Origin of the sequence: Streptomyces sp. WAC 01529 (assembly GCF_003945545.1) — a bacterium.
GTDB classification, from domain to species: Bacteria; Actinomycetota; Actinomycetes; order Streptomycetales; family Streptomycetaceae; genus Streptomyces; species Streptomyces anatolicus.
On sequence record NZ_CP029617.1, the window covers coordinates 5432861 to 5447663 of the forward strand.

Annotated in this window: 12 protein-coding genes; 6 read left to right on the plus strand and 6 right to left on the minus strand. The window is 66.7% G+C overall.

Annotated elements, in window-relative coordinates:
* Positions 1-34: 34 nt before the first annotated feature.
* The 5 genes from DMA15_RS24455 (at position 35) to DMA15_RS24475 (ending at position 5858) form a co-directional block, all read left to right on the plus strand.
* Positions 35-1660, plus strand: a complete 1626-nt coding sequence (locus DMA15_RS24455; RefSeq protein WP_125514908.1) for an ABC transporter substrate-binding protein — start codon at positions 35-37, stop codon at positions 1658-1660.
* An 81-nt stretch (positions 1661-1741) separates the two neighbouring features.
* Positions 1742-2671 carry an ABC transporter permease gene (locus DMA15_RS24460; protein ID WP_125514909.1) on the plus strand — a complete coding sequence of 310 codons (930 nt, stop codon included), beginning with the start codon at positions 1742-1744 and terminating at the stop codon, positions 2669-2671.
* The gene (locus tag DMA15_RS24465; protein ID WP_125514910.1) at positions 2664-3626 is read left to right on the plus strand and encodes an ABC transporter permease; all 963 of its coding nucleotides are present in this window, start codon (positions 2664-2666) and stop codon (positions 3624-3626) included. The genes DMA15_RS24460 and DMA15_RS24465 overlap by 8 nt, the downstream gene beginning before the upstream one ends.
* 11 nt (positions 3627-3637) lie before the next feature.
* On the plus strand, positions 3638-4699 hold the full coding sequence (locus DMA15_RS24470) for an ABC transporter ATP-binding protein (protein ID WP_125514911.1): 1062 nt from the start codon (positions 3638-3640) through the stop codon (positions 4697-4699).
* Positions 4692-5858 (plus strand): dipeptide ABC transporter ATP-binding protein, encoded by a 1167-nt coding sequence (locus tag DMA15_RS24475; protein ID WP_125514912.1) that lies wholly within the window; start codon positions 4692-4694, stop codon positions 5856-5858. Before DMA15_RS24470 ends, DMA15_RS24475 begins: the two co-directional genes overlap by 8 nt.
* Before the next feature lie 79 nt (positions 5859-5937).
* Here the strand turns inward: DMA15_RS24475 and DMA15_RS24480 are convergent, their stop codons facing one another.
* The 6 genes from DMA15_RS24480 to DMA15_RS24505 all read right to left on the minus strand — a co-directional run bounded on the left by DMA15_RS24480 (position 5938) and on the right by DMA15_RS24505 (position 12708).
* Positions 5938-6522 carry a Uma2 family endonuclease gene (locus DMA15_RS24480; protein WP_125514913.1) on the minus strand — a complete coding sequence of 195 codons (585 nt, stop codon included), beginning with the start codon at positions 6520-6522 and terminating at the stop codon, positions 5938-5940.
* Between the two features lie 127 nt (positions 6523-6649).
* Positions 6650-7690, minus strand: a complete 1041-nt coding sequence (locus DMA15_RS24485) for a dipeptide ABC transporter ATP-binding protein (protein ID WP_125514914.1) — start codon at positions 7688-7690, stop codon at positions 6650-6652.
* 26 nt (positions 7691-7716) lie between these two features.
* Positions 7717-8796: an ABC transporter ATP-binding protein gene (locus DMA15_RS24490; protein WP_125514915.1), complete on the minus strand. Its 1080-nt coding sequence runs from the start codon at positions 8794-8796 to the stop codon at positions 7717-7719.
* A gap of 12 nt (positions 8797-8808) precedes the next feature.
* Positions 8809-9789: an ABC transporter permease gene (locus DMA15_RS24495; protein WP_125514916.1), complete on the minus strand. Its 981-nt coding sequence runs from the start codon at positions 9787-9789 to the stop codon at positions 8809-8811.
* A gap of 90 nt (positions 9790-9879) precedes the next feature.
* A complete protein-coding gene (locus tag DMA15_RS24500; RefSeq protein WP_125514917.1) occupies positions 9880-11667 on the minus strand; it encodes an ABC transporter substrate-binding protein in 1788 nt (595 codons plus the stop codon).
* A gap of 84 nt (positions 11668-11751) precedes the next feature.
* Entirely contained in the window at positions 11752-12708 is a 957-nt protein-coding gene (locus tag DMA15_RS24505) for an ABC transporter permease (RefSeq protein WP_240659919.1), read from the minus strand.
* Positions 12709-13171: 463 nt separating this feature from the next.
* On the opposite strand from DMA15_RS24505, the gene DMA15_RS24510 reads away from it, so the two are divergent.
* A complete protein-coding gene (locus DMA15_RS24510) occupies positions 13172-14800 on the plus strand; it encodes an ABC transporter substrate-binding protein (RefSeq protein WP_125514919.1) in 1629 nt (542 codons plus the stop codon).
* Positions 14801-14803 lie beyond the last annotated feature (3 nt).

The window sequence follows — 14803 nt, forward strand, 5'->3', positions numbered from 1 at the left end:
GTAGTGAACAAGTGGACTCATGAGGAGGAACCCCATGCGTGGTGCCAAGAGCGCCAAGTGGGTCGCGATAGCCGGTGTTGTCGCGCTGACAGCCACCGCTTGTGGCGGCGGCGACAGTGACAACAAGGGCAGCGGAAAGGTCGACCCCAAGGGGATCGTCAGCTACGCCAACGGTGAGCCGCAGAACCCGCTGCAGCCGTCCAACACCATGGAGGCGTACGGCAGCGTCGTCATCGACTCGCTCTTCACGGGCCTGGTGCACTACGACAAGCAGGGCGACATCACCTACGAGAACGCCGAGTCGGTCACTCCCGACAAGGCGAACAAGGTGTGGACCGTCAAGCTGAAGCCGGGCTGGAAGTTCCACAACGGCGAGGCCGTCACCGCCAAGTCGTACGTCGACGCCTGGAACTGGGCCGCCGACCCCGCCAACGGCCAGCAGAACAGCTCCTGGTACCGCGACATCACCGGTTACGAGGATGTCCACCCGGCCAAGGGCAAGGCCAAGAAGAAGGCCATGTCCGGCCTGAAGGTCGTCGACGAGAACACCTTCACCATCACGCTGAACCACGGCATCCCGTACTACGCCTACAAGCTGGTGTACGCGCCCTTCTACCCGATGCCCTCGGCAGCGCTGAAGGACCCGAAGAAGTACGGCGAGGCGCCGGTCGGCAACGGTCCCTACAAGTTCAAGAGCTGGGACCACAAGAAGTCGATCCAGGTCACCGCCTGGTCCGCCTACAAGGGCAACAACAAGCCCAAGAACGGCGGCATCAACTTCAAGGCGTACACGACGCCCCAGGCCGCCTACAACGACCTGCGGTCGAACAACGTCGACTCGATGCCGCAGATCCCGGACAGCGAACTCGCCAACTACAAGCAGGACTTCGGCGACCGCGCGATCACGTCCGACTACTCGGCGATCAACACGGTCAACCCCGCCTGGTACAGCAAGACGTTCAAGGACATCGACATCAAGGTCATCCAGGGCCTTTCGATGGCGATCGACCGCGACACCATCGTGAAGACCACGTTCTCGGGCACCCGTGAGCCGGCCACCGGCTGGGTCGCCAAGGGCGTGAAGGGCTACAAGGCCGGCGCCTGCGGCGAGTTCTGCGAGTTCAACCCGAAGAAGGCCAAGCAGTTCGTCGAGGACGGCGGCGGCGTTCCCGGCAACAAGATCTCCATCCAGTACAACGCCGACCAGCCGCACAAGGGCTGGGTCACGGCGGTCTGCAACGACATCCAGAAGAACACCGGCGTCAAGTGCGTCGGCGACCCGAAGACCGACTTCCAGGCCGACACCGAGGTGCGCGACAAGCGCCAGGTCAAGGCGATGTACCGGTCCGGCTGGGTGCTCGACTACCCGTTCAACGGCAACTTCCTCGCCGACCTCTACGGCACCGGCGTCGACGGCAACTGGGGCGAGTTCTCGGACAAGAAGTTCGACGCGCTGACCAAGAAGGCCGACACCGCCAAGACGATCGACGAGTCCGCGGAGCTGTACCAGAAGGCCGAGCAGCAGCTGAAGACGTCCTTCCCGGGCATCCCGCTCTGGTACAACAAGGTCACCTCCGGCTACTCGACGAACGTGAAGAACATGGAGTTCGACCAGGCCGGTGACCCCGTCCTGACGGACGTCGAGGTCTTCGAGAAGTAGGCGCCCGGAGTTCCGTCCCCGATGCGGCACCCGGAAACCCCGGGTGCCGCATCGGGCGGCTCCGCAATGGACGGAGGCACAATGGGGCGCTATGTCGCGCGGCGACTGCTCCAGATGATCCCGGTATTCATCGGGACGACACTGCTGATCTTCATCATGGTCAACGTCCTCCCCGGTGATCCCGTACGGGCGCTGTGGGGCGACAAGCCGCCGGACCCCGCGCAGGTCGCGCAGATCCGGCACGACCGCGGTCTTGATCTGCCGCTCTGGCAGCAGTATCTGCACTACATGGGTGGGCTGCTGCAAGGGGACTTCGGCAACACCATCGCCGGCAACCGGCCGGTGCTCGACGAGATCACCCAGGCGTTCCCGGTCTCGATGCGACTGGCCTCCATGGCCTGGACGTTCGAGCTGATCGTCGGCATCTCCCTCGGTGTCCTCGCGGGCATCCGGCGCGGACGGTTCGTCGACAACACGGTCACCCTCTTCACGCTCCTGGTGATCTCCGTCCCGATCTTCGTGGTCGGCCTGCTCTGCCAGCTCTTCTTCGGCAACGAACTGGGGTGGATCACACCCACGGTCCAGGACTCCGAGGACATGGGCCAGCTGCTCGTACCCGCCCTCGTGCTCGGCATGGTCGGCCTCGCCTACGTGGCCCGGCTGACCCGCACCTCCATCGCGGAGAACCGGCAGGCGGACTACATGCGCACCGCCGTCGCCAAGGGCCTGCCGCGCCAGCGGATCGTCACCCGGCACCTGCTGCGCAACTCGCTGATCCCCGTGGTCACCTACCTCGGCACCGACGTCGGCACCCTGATGGGCGGCGCGGTCATCACCGAGGGCATCTTCAACGTGACGGGCGTCGGCAACCTGCTCTTCCAGGCGCTGGCCCGCCGTGAGGGCGCGGTCATCGTCGGTGTGGTCACCGTCCTGGTGCTCGTGTACCTCGCAGCCAGCCTGATCGTCGACCTGCTTTACGCGGTCCTGGACCCGAGGATCCGTTATGCCTGACCTCACCAAGACCTCCACCACGGACGAGACGGCAGCGGCGCAGGACGAGGTCGTCGCCGGTTCCGCGGTCTCGGCCCACGCCTCGACGGGCAAGCCCCGCAGCCTCTGGGGCGACGCCTGGCGCGAGCTGCGGCGCAACCCGCTCTTCGTGATCTCCTCGGTCCTGATCCTGCTCCTGCTCCTGGTGGCGGCCTTCCCCGGCCTGTTCACCGGCGCGGACCCGAGCACGGGCGACCAGGCCAAGCACTTCCTCGGCAAGCCGGAGCTGAGCCACGTCTTCCAGGCGGACTGGTTCGGGTACGACAGGACGGGCCGCAGCATCTACTCCCGTGTCGTGCACGGCGCGCGCAACTCCATCCTCGTCGGCCTCGGCGTGACCCTGCTCGTCACCCTCTTCGGCGGCCTGTGCGGCATGCTGGCCGGCTACTTCGGCGGCTTCTGGGACAGCCTGATCTCGCGTCTGATCGACGTGTTCTTCGGCATCCCCTTCCTGCTCGGCGCGATGGTCGTCCTGAACGCCTTCACCGACCGCACGGTCTGGGTCGTCATGGGCGCGCTCGCCTTCCTCGGCTGGACGCAGATCGCCCGCGTGATGCGCGGCGCGGTCATCACCACCAAGCACGCCGACTATGTGATGGCGGCGCGCGCGCTCGGCGCCGGGACGAAGCGGATCCTCTTCCGCCACATCCTGCCGAACGCGGTCGCTCCGGTGATCGTCGTGGCGACCATCTCGCTCGGCACGTACATCGTGGCCGAGTCCACCCTGTCGTACCTGGGCCTCGGCCTCGCCGACGACGCCATCTCGTGGGGCGGCGACATCTCCACCGCGACGCAGGACATCCGCAACAACCCGCACACGCTGTTCTTCCCGGCAGGAATGCTGAGCATCACGGTGTTGGCGTTCATCATGATGGGTGACGCCGTACGCGAAGCCCTCGACCCGAAGCTGCGATGAGGGAGGCGTACGTGACCAGCATCGACATCAAGGAAGACTCGATTCCCGCCCCCCGCTCGCGCGAGGAGAAGAGCGGCAGGCTCCTGGACGTCAAGGACCTGCACGTCGAGTTCCACACCCGGGACGGTGTGGTCAAGGCGGTGAACGGCGTCAACTACAGCGTGGACGCGGGCGAGACGCTCGCCGTCCTCGGTGAGTCCGGCTCCGGCAAGTCCGTGACCGCGCAGGCCATCATGGGCATCCTCGACATGCCGCCCGGGAAGATCCCGCAGGGCGAGATCCTCTTCCGCGGCCAGGACATGCTGAAGATGTCCAACGAGGAGCGCAGGAAGGTCCGCGGCCGCAAGATCGCCATGATCTTCCAGGACGCGCTGTCGTCCCTCAACCCCGTGCTCTCGGTGGGCTACCAGCTCGGCGAGATGTTCCGGGTGCACGAGGGGATGGGCCGCAAGGAGGCCAAGGCCAAGGCCATTGAGCTGATGGACAGGGTCAAGATCCCGGCCGCCAGGGAGCGGGTCAACGACTACCCGCACCAGTTCTCCGGCGGTATGCGCCAGCGCATCATGATCGCGATGGCGCTCGCCCTGGAGCCCGACCTGATCATCGCGGACGAGCCCACCACGGCGCTCGACGTGACGGTCCAGGCGCAGGTCATGGATCTGCTCGCGGAACTCCAGCGCGAGTACCACATGGGCCTGATCCTGATCACCCACGACCTCGGCGTGGTCGCCGACGTCGCGGACAAGATCGCGGTGATGTACGCGGGCCGCATCGTCGAGACGGCACCGGTCCACGAGCTGTACAAGCGCCCCGCGCACCCGTACACGCGTGGCCTGCTCGACTCGATCCCGCGCCTCGACCAGAAGGGCCACGAGCTCTACGCGATCAAGGGCCTGCCGCCCAACCTGCTGAAGATCCCGTCCGGTTGTGCGTTCAACCCGCGCTGCCCCAAGGCGCAGGACATCTGCCGCACGGAGATCCCGGCCCTGGTGCCGGTCACCGAGCAGGACGGCGCGTCACTGCCGGGCCGCGGCAGCGCGTGCCACTTCTGGAAGGAGACGATCCATGGCTGAGCCGACGAAGGCTTCGAAGCCCTCCGGGACGGATGAGCCGGTGATCATTACCCCGAACGTCTCCGAGGTGGAGACGGTCGAGGCCGCTACCGCCGAGGAGGCCGTGGCGGCGATCGAGGCCCCGGTCGAGCGCGGCGAGCCGATCCTCCAGGTCCGCAACCTGGTCAAGCACTTCCCGCTCACGCAGGGAATCCTGATCAAGAAGCAGGTCGGCGCGGTCAAGGCGGTCGACGGCATCTCCTTCGACCTGTACCAGGGCGAGACGCTGGGCATCGTGGGCGAGTCCGGCTGTGGCAAGTCCACGGTCGCCAAGCTCCTGATGACCCTGGAGCGGGCCACGGCCGGCGAGGTCTTCTACAAGGGCCAGGACATCACCAAGCTGTCCGGGCGCGCGCTGAAGGCGGTCCGCCGCAACATCCAGATGGTGTTCCAGGACCCCTACACGTCCCTGAACCCCCGTATGACGGTGGGCGACATCATCGGGGAGCCCTACGAGATCCACCCCGAGGTGGCCCCGAAGGGTTCGCGGCGCCAGAAGGTCCAGGACCTCCTGGACGTGGTCGGGCTCAACCCCGAGTACATCAACCGCTACCCGCACCAGTTCTCGGGCGGCCAGCGCCAGCGCATCGGCATCGCGCGCGGTCTGGCGCTGAACCCCGAGATCATCATCTGCGACGAGCCGGTCTCGGCCCTGGACGTCTCCGTCCAGGCGCAGGTCATCAACCTGATGGAGAAGCTCCAGGACGAGTTCAACCTCTCCTACCTCTTCATCGCGCACGACCTGTCGATCGTCCGGCACATCTCGGACCGCGTGGGCGTGATGTACCTCGGCAAGATGGCGGAGATCGGCTCCGACGAGCAGATCTACGACCACCCGACGCACCCCTACACGCAGGCCCTGCTCTCCGCGGTCCCCGTCCCGGACCCGGTGGCCCGCGAGGGCCGCGAGCGCATCATCCTCACCGGAGACGTCCCGTCCCCGGCGAACCCGCCCTCCGGCTGCCGCTTCCGCACGCGCTGCTGGAAGGCGGAGGACAAGTGCGCGAAGGAGACCCCGCTCCTGGCGATCCCGGAGCGCTTCATCGGCCAGGACACCCCGGCGGCCCACGAGTCGGCGTGCCACTTCGCGGAGGAGAAGGACGTCGTGCACGCGGCGTAACACCCTCCCCGGCCCCCGGCCGTACGCACGTGAAGGCGCCCCCTGCCGATGTGGCGGGGGGCGCCTTCGTGTGCCGTGGTCAGCTCTCCAGGTCGCCCGGCTTTCCGTAGCGTCGGAACCCGGCGGTCTCCACCGTCCAGGGTCCGAACGGAACCACGTCTCCGAAGATGTACGGCTCCTTGTTCAGGTAGCGGCCTGAGCACGGCTCGGAATGCACTTCGATGGTGCCGGTCCGAGGGTCGACGATCATGTAGTGGCCGATGCCCATGGCCGGGTAGTCGGACAGCTTCTCGCCGTAGTCATTGCTGGGGTTGGACGGGGACACGATCTCGACCACGGCAAGCACCTGCGTGGCGTCGACGGCGAGCCCCTCTTCGTCCAGGACTTCCTCGGGGATCACCAGGGCGTCGGGGCGGCGCATGCGGGCGAGGGAGGGGTGCTCGATCTCGGGACCGTTCGCGCAGATGTAACCCGGGTGGGTGACGAGGAGCTGCTTGTCCAGCTGCTTGCAAATACGTCGGACCGCTCCCTCGTGACGCTTCGAGGGGCACATCATGGCCAGTATCGGCCCCGACGGTCCGATCTCGACGCTCCAGGCCCCCTCGAGGCGCTCGGCATAAGCCCCGAGCTCCTCGGCGATCGCACGCATCTTGGCGTAGTCCATGCCTGCAGAGTAGCCAAGACAGCTGGTCGGAGCGGCTGCCGAAGCAGTGCCTGCCGCGGAACCGGCCGCGCCCCGCTCGGGTCAAGGGGGAGGGGCGGGCCGGGGCCGGGGCGGAGAGGCCTTTGGGTCAGAGGGACTTGCGGGCTGCCGGGACCGTCAGGCCCGCCGAGTCCTCCGGGTAGTGGCACGCCGTCAGGTGCCCGCCGCGGTTGCCGTCGATCTGGACCAGCGGCGGGTCCTCCGACGCGCACTTGTCCGTCGCCTTCCAGCAGCGCGTGCGGAAGCGGCAGCCCGAGGGCGGGTTGACCGGGGAGGGGACGTCGCCCGTGAGCAGGATGCGCTCGCGGCGCGGGACGTCGTCCGGGGTCGCCTCGGGGACCGCCGACAGGAGCGCCTTGGTGTACGGGTGGCGAGGGTTGCCGTACAGGTCCTCGCGGTCCGCGATCTCCACGATCCGGCCGAGGTACATCACCGCGACCCGCTGCGAGAAGTGCCGGACCACCGCCAGGTCGTGCGCGATGAACAGGAACGCGATGTTCAGCTCCTTCTGGAGCTTCTGCAGCAGGTTCACCACCTGCGCCTGGATCGAGACGTCCAGGGCCGACACCGGCTCGTCCGCGACGATCAGCTTCGGTTCGAGGGCCAGGGCGCGGGCCACCCCGATGCGCTGGCGCTGGCCGCCCGAGAACTCGTGCGGGAAGCGGTTGTAGTGCTCGGGGTTGAGCCCGACCGTCTCCAGGAGTTCGCGCACGCGCGCCTCGCGGCCGCCGGCCGGGTTGATGCCGTTGACCTCCATCGGGCCGGAGATGATCTTGCCGACCGTCTGGCGCGGGTTCAGCGACGCGTACGGGTCCTGGAAGATCATCTGGATCTCCGAGCGGACCGGCGCCAGCTCCTTGCGCGAGGCGTGCGTGATGTCCTTCCCGCGGTAGGAGATCTGCCCGCCGGTCGGCTCCAGGAGGCGCGTGACCAGGCGGCCCGTCGTCGACTTGCCGCAGCCGGACTCGCCGACCAGGCCGAGGCTCTCGCCCTCGGCGACGGTGAAGTCGAGTCCGTCCACCGCCTGCACGGCGCCGATCTTCCGCTTGAACGGGAACCCGCCCATGATCGGGAAGTGCTTGGTCAGCCCGCTGACATCCAGGAGAGGAGTGGGAGTGGTGCTGCTCATTGTCTTGAAGTCCCGTCTCTTGTACGTCAGTCGCGTCGGTCGGCGTGGTGCGCGCCGAGCCCGGCCTCGGCCACGATGCCCGCGGCGCCCGCGGAGCCTGCGAAGTCGGAGAAGAACTCCGCCCGCTGTTCCGTGGTGAGGTGGCAGGCGGCGCCCCGGCCCGCGGTCAGTTCGAGGAGCGGCTGCTCGCCCGAGCAGCGGCCCCCGCCGACCTGCTCGGTGAACGCGCACCGAGGGTGGAAGCGGCAGCCGGACGGCGGGTTGAGGAGGCTCGGCGGGGTGCCGGGGATCGGCGACAGCGGCACGTCCACCGGGCCGTCCAGGGACGGCATGGAGCCCAGCAGGCCCCAGGTGTACGGGTGCTGGGGAGCGCGCAGCACTTCCTTCTTCGTGCCGCGCTCCACACACCGGCCGCCGTACATCACGAGGACCTCGTCCGCGATGTCCGCGATCACACCGAGGTCGTGGGTGATGAAGATGATCGACGTGCCGAACTCCTGCTGGAGGTCCTTGAGCAGGTCCATGATCTGCGCCTGGACCGTCACGTCGAGTGCCGTGGTCGGCTCGTCGGCGATCAGCAGCGTCGGGTCGCAGACCAGCGACATCGCGATCATCGCGCGCTGGCGCATACCGCCGGAGAACTGGTGCGGATAGTCGTCCACACGCAGGTCCGGCTGCGGGATGCCGACCTTCGTCAGCATCTCGATCGACCGCGCCCGCGCCTCCTTCTTGGAGGCACCGGTGTGCTTGCGGTACGTCTCGCCGATCTGCCGGCCGATGGTGTGGTACGGCGAGAGCGAGGCGAGCGCGTCCTGGAAGATCATCGCCATCTTGTTGCCGCGGAGCTTCTCCAGCTCCCGCTCGGTGGCGGTGAGGAGCTCCTGCCCGTCGAGCAGGACCTCGCCCTCGATCGTGGTGCTGTCCTTGTGGTGCAGGCCGAGGATGGCGAGGTTGGTGACGGACTTGCCGGAGCCGGACTCGCCGACGATGCCGAGGGTCTTGCCCTTCTCCAGGTCGAAGTCGAGGCCGTCCACGGCCTTGACCATGCCGTCCTCGGTGGAGAAGTGGACGCGCAGGTCGCGTACGGAGAGGAAGGGGGTGCTCATGGGTTCCGGCTCCTAGGCGAGGCGCACGCGCGGGTCGATGAGTGCGTAGATCGCGTCGACGATGATGTTGAAGACGACGATCGCCGTGGCGGCCACCAGTACGACGCCGAGCAGCATCGGCAGGTCACTGGTGTTGACGGCCCGGACCGAGAGGTCGCCGATGCCGTGCAGTGCGAACGTCTTCTCGGTGATGATCGCGCCGCCGAGCAGGACGCCGAGGTCGAGGCCGAAGATCGTGACGATCGGGCCCATCGCGCCGCGCCAGGCGAAGCGGAAGAAGACCGAGCGGCCGGAGAGGCCCTTGGCGCGTGCCGTGCGGACGTAGTCCTCGCTGAGCGTCTCGACCATCTGGGAGCGCGTCATACGGGTGTAGTTCGCCGTGAAGATCAGCGACAGGACCATCCAGGGGATCATCAGGCCCGAGAACCAGGCGCCCGGATCCTCGCTGAAGGGCGTGTACTGCGGCCGGTCCAGCCACTTGAGCTGGTAGGTGAAGAGGTACACGGCGAAGACGCCGACGACGTAGATCTGGAGCGAGGACGCGACCAGCGAGGCGGACGAGGCGATCTTGTCGATGGCCTTGCCCTGCTTGCGGGCGGCCAGCATGCCGGTGCCCACGCCGAAGACGACGAAGACGAGGGCCGCGCCGAGCGAGAGCGACACGGTGGTCGGGAAGCGGTCCAGGATCGTGCCGAGGACGGGCTCGCGGTTGCGGAACGAGTAACCCAGGCAGGGCGCGGGGCAGTTGCCGAACGAGGCGTAGTCGCGGCCGACGAACAGGCCCTGGAACCAGTGCCAGTACTGCACCGGAAGTGAATCGGCGATCCCCAGGTTGTGCCGCACCAGGTCCAGCGTCTCGGGGGAGCAGACCTTGCCGCAGGCGAGTCGTGCGGGGTCGCGCGGGGCGGCGTAGAAGAGGAAGAAGACGAGAACGCTGATGATCAGCAGGATCACCGCGCCACCGGCGATGCGGCGAAGGAGGAAGCGGAGCATGGCAGTTGGTTTTCCTGACGGATGCCGTGGTTGAGGAGGGGGCGGGGCGGCCCTCCCTCAGGAGTGCCGCCCCGCCTCTGGGGCCGGTCGTCAGGCCTTGACGTAGGTCTTGTAGATCAGCGTCGCGGCGAACTGCGGGTCGTACTGCGCGCCGCCGACCTTGGAGCCGTGCAGGTAGAAGCGGCGCTGGTAGGTCTCCGGGATGATCGGCACGACCTCTTCCATGATCCGCTTGTCCAGCTCGGCCCAGGCCTTGCCGGCCTCCTTCTGGTCCGAGATGACCGCGTTCTTCTTGATCGCCTCGTTGATCCAGTCGACATCGGTCTGCGAGATGTTGTTCTGGCCGTCGCCGATGGCGTCACCGTCGAAGAGCGGCTGGATCATCGTGTAGGCGGTCGGCCAGTCCGGGGACCAGCCGAACCACATGACATCGAACTTGTTGTCGATGCGCTGCGCCTGGTCGTAGTAGTCCGTCGAGTTGAGCGCCTTGATGACCGGGTCGAAGCCGGCGGCCTTCAGCGCGTTCTCGATGACGACCTTGGTCTTGTCGTACGTGGGGCGCTGCGGGAAGGCGTAGACGATCTTCTGGCCGAGCTTGCCGGCCTTCTTGAGGATGGCCTTGGCCCGCTCCGGGTCGCCGGCGGGCTTCTTCAGCTTGCCGAAGACGTCGAACTTCTCGCGCCCGATGATGTCGGGGCTGAGGACGGTCGTCGCCAGGTCACCGGCCGACTCGCCGCCGTAGATGCGGCGGATCTGCTCCAGCGGCCAGGCGATGTTGAGCGCCTTGCGCACCTCGACATCGGTGATCCGCTTGGTGTTGATGGCGTAGTAGTACGTGCCGGAGGAGAGGCCGTTGAAGGACCGCTTCTTGACGTCCGGGTTGGTGAGCACCTTCTGCATGCGCTCGGCGGGGATGTTCTCGTAGACGGCGATCATCTGCTGGTCCTTGCCCTGGTCCGCGATGAAGCGGTCGCAGGAGGCGAGGCCCGTGGGGCCGAACTCGAACTCGAAGTTGTCCGGGTAGGCGTTGCGGATCGGGTCGGTCTTCGGGTCCCAGTGCTTGTTGCGCGTGAACGTCAGCGACTTGTCGATGGAGCGGTTCTTGACGATGTAGGGGCCGCAGGAGAAGGGCTTCTTGTCGTACTTCTCCTTGGTGTCGTGCTTCTCGGGCACGGGGGAGTACGAGGTCATCGCCAGCGTGAAGTTGAAGTCCGGGCGGGCTTCCTTCAGCTTGAAGGTGATCGTCTTCTTCTTCTTGTCGGTGACGATCGAGTCCAGGTGGTCACCGCCGTACGGGCCCTTGTAGCCCTCACGCCACTTGGAGCCCTTGCCCGTCAGCGCCATCTGGACGTACGTGGCGCCCTCGGTGATGAACGGGGCCCAGGAGCGCTCGATGCCGTGGCGGACGTCCTCGACGGTCAGCTCGCTGCCGTCCTGCCACTTCAGGCCGTCCTTCAGCGTGAAGGTCCAGGTCTTGTTGCCGTCGGAGGCCTTGCCCGTGTCGGTGGCGAGGTCGCCGACGAGGGTCATCTTGCCCTTGGCGTCGATGTAGTAGCCGGTGAGGGCGCGCGCGAAGAGGTGGGCGACCGAGGAGTTGTACGCGAAGTAGATGCGCTGCGGGTCCATGTGCGACACGTCGTCCTCGGCGACGGCGTAGATCGTGCCGCCCTTCTGGGCGCCCGGGACCTCGGGGGCGGGGCCCTTCGAGTCCTCGGCGGTGCCGATCTCGACCTCGGCGCCCGTGTACTCGGTGGCGCCACCGTGGTTCGAGCCCTTGCCACCGTTGTCGGAGCCGCCGCTGCTGCACGCGGACAGGACCATCGATCCGGCCGCTGCGACCGAGGTCGCGACGACGAAGTTTCTGCGGGAGAGAGACATCTGGCTACCAACCCTGATTGTCGAGGAAGAAGAGCGGAGGAAGCGGCCCGGCACTGCCCCGTCGCAGGCCCGGCTTGGGGAGTGTCAGCGTTTGGTCTTCGGGTCGAGCGCGTCGCGCACCGAGTCACCGAGGAGGTTGAAGGCGACGACGAAGATCACCATCGCGATGCCGGGGAAGGCCATGTACGTGATGTCCTGCTCGTACACCTCGGAGGCGCGCTGGATCATCACGCCCCAGTCGGGGGTGGGCTCCTGAAGGCCCACGCCCAGGAAGGCGAGCCCGGCCTCGGCGGTGACGAACATCGGCAGGGCGAGCGTGGCCTGGATGAGGATCGGCGTCCACAGGTTGGGGAGCAGTTCCTTGAAGATGATCCGGGCCGGCGAGGCCCCGGTCACCTTCGCGGCCTCCACGAACTCCCGCTCGCGCAGGGCGAGCACCTCACCGCGGAGCAGACGGGCGATGGAGGCCCAGCCGAAGGCCGTCATCACCGCGATCAGGCTGGTCACGGTCAGCCAGGTCGGCGTCTTGTCCTCCGGCGAGACGACCACGGAGATCATCACGGGCCAGAAGGCGATGAAGAAGAGCGTCGAGGGGAAGGCCAGCAGGATGTCGATGACCCGGCCGATGAAGTAGTCGGTCTTGCCGCCGAGGTACCCGGCCGTGACGCCGACGACGATGCCGATGAGGGTCACGAGGATGGTCGTGGCCGCGGCGATCATCAGCGAGTTGCGCATGCCGTAGAGCAGGAAGGTCAGCACGTCCCGGCCGAGGCCGGGCTCGATGCCGAACCAGAACTCGCTGTCGATGCCGCCGTTCGGCTTCAACGGGTAGCTGAACTCGTTGAACAGGCTCGGGTCGTTCACCCCGTACGTCGTGTACGGGTCCTTGCCGTAGACCTTCGAAATCAGTGGCGCGCAGAGCGAGATGACGAAGAAGAAAATCACCACACATGCGGCGATCACCCCCGACTTGTCCCTCTTGAACCGCGCCCAGGCAAGCCGACCCGGCGAACGGCCCTCGCCGCCCTGCTTCTTGGGCATGGAAGGGGAACCGTCGGTTTTGTCCGTCACTTCAAGCGTGGCGGCAGCGGCGGGAGTTGGCGAGGTCATGGCGCTCCAGGCCCGGAGGGGTCATCAGGATTCCGCAGGACAACCAGCACCTACGGGCTAGGCGCGACTTTCGCAAGGCGTTTCCCACGCGGTCAATGAATGTTCGGTCGCCTTGATGGGCTCTTGGGAATCTTGGCCAAGGCTTTACGAAATCAAGGCCATAGCATTGCCTTGGCGTAATCAAGCGTGATGGACAAGGTCGGGCGAATCCGGGCAGGACCGGCAATGAGTCCGATATTCGGGCACCAGTGTCTCGGAATGCGTACATCCGGATGGCCTCGGACTCATACGGTCCTCATACGGGTGGGATAAATGTGCGGTTAGTGCCTCCTGAGGTGATATTGGCCGGTAAGCGACTCGGAGCACGGTGAAAGCTCCGGAACAGGAGGACTCCATGCGTGGAGCCACGCACGCCAAGTGGGCCGCATGCGCGGTGGCCGTCACCCTCGCGGCGACCGCCTGCGGTGGCGGGGGAGACGGCGGCGGCGGTGGCGGCTCCGGCATCGTCACCTCCTCCTGGGGCGACCCGCAGAACCCCCTCGAACCGGCGAACACCAACGAGGTCCAGGGCGGCAAGATCCTCGACATGGTCTTCCGCGGCCTCAAGCGGTACGACCCGAAGACCGGCGAGGCCAAGAACATGGTCGCCGAGTCGATCGAGTCGAAGGACGCCCAGAACTTCACGGTCAAGATCAAGGACAACTGGACCTTCAGCAACGGCGAGAAGGTCACCGCCAAGTCCTTCGTCGACGCCTGGAACTACGGGGCGAACCTGGAGAACAACCAGAAGAACGCGTACTTCTTCGGCTACATCGAGGGCTACGACAAGGTCCACCCCGAGAAGGGCGAGCCGAGCGCCAAGACCCTCTCTGGGCTGAAGGTCGTCGACGACAGGACGTTCACCGTCAAGCTCACCCAGAAGTTCTCCACCTGGCCCGACACCCTCGGCTACCCCACCTTCTCGCCCCTGCCCAAGGCGTTCTACGACGACCACGACGCCTGGCTCTCCCGGCCCGTGGGCAACGGGCCGTACACCGTGGACTCGTACACCAAGGGCTCGAAGATGTCCCTGCGCAAGTGGGACGCCTACCCCGGCCCCGACAAGGCGCGCAACGGCGGCGTGGACATGGTGGTCTACACCGACAACAACACCGCCTACACCAACCTGATGGCGGGCAACCTCGACCTCGTCGACGACGTGCCCGCCGCCCAGCTCAGGAACGCCAAGAGCGACCTCGGCGACCGGTACATCAACACCCCCGCCGGCATCATCCAGACCCTCGCCTTCCCCTTCTATGACAGCGAGTGGACCAAGCCGGGCAGGGAGAAGGTCCGCCGGGGCCTGTCCATGGCGATCAACCGCGAGCAGATCACCGAGACGATCTTCCAGAAGACGCGGACCCCCGCCACCGACTGGACCTCCCCCGTGCTCGGCGAGGACGGCGGCTACAAGGCCGGGCTCTGCGGCGACGCCTGCGAGTACGACGCCGCCAAGGCCAGGAAGCTGGTCGAGGAGGGCGGCGGCATCCCCGGCGGCCAGCTGAAGGTCACGTACAACGCGGACACCGGCTCCCACAAGGAGTGGGTCGACGCCGTCTGCAACTCCATCAACAAGGCGCTGGAGAAGGACAAGGCCTGCGTCGGCAACCCTGTGGGCACCTTCGCCGACTTCCGCAGCAAGGCCTCCCAGCAGGAGCTGGACGGCGCCTGGCGCGCGGGCTGGCAGATGGACTACCCGCTGATCCAGAACTTCCTGGAGCCGAACTACTTCACCGACGCCTCGTCCAACGACGGCAAGTTCTCCGACAAGGAGTTCGACAAGCTCGTCAACGAGGCCAACGGCGAGACCGACAACGCCAAGGCCGTCGCCAAGTTCCAGGAGGCCGAGAAGATCCTCGCCCGGAAGATGCCGGCCATCCCGCTCTGGTACCAGAACGGCAGCGCGGGCTACTCCGACAAGGTCTCCGACGTCTCGCTGAACCAGTTCAGCGTGCCGGTGTACGACCAGATCAAGGTCGACTGAGAA

Coding starts and splice junctions, on each gene's coding strand:
- DMA15_RS24455 (WP_125514908.1), top strand. CDS start 35: ATGCGTGGTGCCAAGAGCGCCAAGTGGGTCGCGATAGCCGGTGTTGTC.
- DMA15_RS24460 (WP_125514909.1), top strand. CDS start 1,742: ATGGGGCGCTATGTCGCGCGGCGACTGCTCCAGATGATCCCGGTATTC.
- DMA15_RS24465 (WP_125514910.1), top strand. CDS start 2,664: ATGCCTGACCTCACCAAGACCTCCACCACGGACGAGACGGCAGCGGCG.
- DMA15_RS24475 (WP_125514912.1), top strand. CDS start 4,692: ATGGCTGAGCCGACGAAGGCTTCGAAGCCCTCCGGGACGGATGAGCCG.
- DMA15_RS24480 (WP_125514913.1), bottom strand. CDS start 6,522: ATGGACTACGCCAAGATGCGTGCGATCGCCGAGGAGCTCGGGGCTTAT.
- DMA15_RS24485 (WP_125514914.1), bottom strand. CDS start 7,690: ATGAGCAGCACCACTCCCACTCCTCTCCTGGATGTCAGCGGGCTGACC.
- DMA15_RS24490 (WP_125514915.1), bottom strand. CDS start 8,796: ATGAGCACCCCCTTCCTCTCCGTACGCGACCTGCGCGTCCACTTCTCC.
- DMA15_RS24495 (WP_125514916.1), bottom strand. CDS start 9,789: ATGCTCCGCTTCCTCCTTCGCCGCATCGCCGGTGGCGCGGTGATCCTG.
- DMA15_RS24500 (WP_125514917.1), bottom strand. CDS start 11,667: ATGTCTCTCTCCCGCAGAAACTTCGTCGTCGCGACCTCGGTCGCAGCG.
- DMA15_RS24505 (WP_240659919.1), bottom strand. CDS start 12,708: ATGCCCAAGAAGCAGGGCGGCGAGGGCCGTTCGCCGGGTCGGCTTGCC.
- DMA15_RS24510 (WP_125514919.1), top strand. CDS start 13,172: ATGCGTGGAGCCACGCACGCCAAGTGGGCCGCATGCGCGGTGGCCGTC.